The organism is Pelagibacterium lacus (assembly GCF_003345525.1).
In the GTDB taxonomy this organism is placed as follows: Bacteria; Pseudomonadota; Alphaproteobacteria; order Rhizobiales; family Devosiaceae; genus Pelagibacterium; species Pelagibacterium lacus.
In genome coordinates, this window is record NZ_QQNH01000063.1 from 1 (window position 1) to 1,570 (window position 1,570).

A 1,570-nucleotide genomic window follows, 5' to 3' on the forward strand; every position below is an offset into this window, starting at 1 on the left:
TCTTCCACCAGGCTCAGCAGGGCCAAAACAACTCCAGGAGTCTACGTCACGCTGGATAAAAGTTGGGGGCAACGTCACGGCCAAAATAGGGTGCGCTCCAGCGCATGCGGAACGTGCAATCGATTTTCTAACGTACTATTGGTGGCTCAAGGCTGGCAATTTATCACCAAAGGTGCTCAAGTTCACCTAAACGCCAAATAGACTCGATACTACGACACGATCCGCAGAAGAAACTTGACCGCTCAAACGTTAATTGCGATTGAGGCCGAAAAGCCCAGCAAGCTGGGTAGTATCGACGACAAGCGCCAAGGCGATGAAGCCGCATGGAGACGAGTATGAATGAATGCCTTTCAGGCAACACCGGCGGGCCCGCTACTTCTGATATCATGGCCCTGGCCGCTATCGCAATCGAAGCTGGGGCAGCCATACTCGAAGTTTATAGTCGCGGCCCAATAGCTGTGGAGGAAAAGGCCGACTCCTCTCCCCTGACCGAAGCCGACCTTTTGGCTGAGGCGATCATTCTCGAGCGGCTTGCTAATCTGTTTCCGGATATTCCGGTAATCGCTGAAGAAGCTGTTGCCAATGGGCATCTACCGGAAGTGACAGATACGTTCTTTCTGGTCGACCCGCTTGACGGATCCAAGGAATTTATCTCTCGCAATGGTGAGTTTACCGTCAATATTGCGCGCATTGACAATGGAATACCCACGCTTGGGATTGTTTACGCCCCGGCGCTTAAGCGCATCTGGTGGGGTAATATGGAGGCAGGATCGTTTGTGTCGACGGTCGAGGAAGAGAGAATTGCCTCGCCTCTGAAAATTTCGACTAGATCGCTTCATCGCCAAGGCCTGACACTTGTCGGAAGCAGGTCCCACGGATCTGGCGAAGGGGACCCACGTCTTGAGGGGCTTGCAATCATTGATCACGCCAGCATGGGGTCATCGCTGAAATTCTGTCTTGTTGCTGAAGGCAACGCCGATCTCTACCCTCGATTTGGTCGTACCATGGAGTGGGACACAGCGGCCGGTGATGCAGTGTTGCGAGCCGCGGGCGGTGCAGTAGTCGACTGTGAGGCACAGCCTCTCCAATACGGGAAGTGCAACCAGGTTCATGACAGCGACTATGCTAACCCGCAGTTTTGGGCTTTGGGCGACGATGCCCTCCTGGATCATATTTCGAAAGTCGGCCTAGGAGCTGCGGCACAATGAATTCGGCCGTCACCCATCTCTCCCGTCTTGAGTCTGAGAGCATTGAGATTTTCCGGGAGGTTGCGGCGAGTTTCGAGCGTCCTGTGATGATGTATTCGATCGGCAAGGATTCCTCGGTTCTGCTGCATCTGGCGCGCAAGGCGTTCTATCCCAGCCGCATTCCGTTCCCGCTGCTCCATATCGACACCACGTGGAAGTTCGCCGAGATGATCGCCTTCCGCGACCGGATGGCCGAGGAATACGGGTTCGAGCTGCGCGTCCACACCAATCCCGAGGGCCGGGCGCAGGGGATCAACCCCTTCGACCACGGCCCGGCCTATACCGACATCATGAAGACCCAGGCGCTGCGCCAGGCGCTGTCG

Annotated in this window: 2 protein-coding genes; both read left to right on the forward strand. The window is 55.7% G+C overall.

Annotated elements, in window-relative coordinates:
- Window positions 1-386 precede the first annotated feature (386 nt).
- A complete protein-coding gene (cysQ, locus tag DVH29_RS16035) occupies window positions 387-1,208 on the forward strand; it encodes a 3'(2'),5'-bisphosphate nucleotidase CysQ (protein ID WP_114647188.1) in 822 nt (273 codons plus the stop codon).
- The coding region (locus tag DVH29_RS16040) for a phosphoadenosine phosphosulfate reductase domain-containing protein (RefSeq protein WP_158541712.1) at window positions 1,205-1,570 on the forward strand (366 nt) is incomplete at its 3' end. The genes cysQ and DVH29_RS16040, both read left to right, overlap by 4 nt.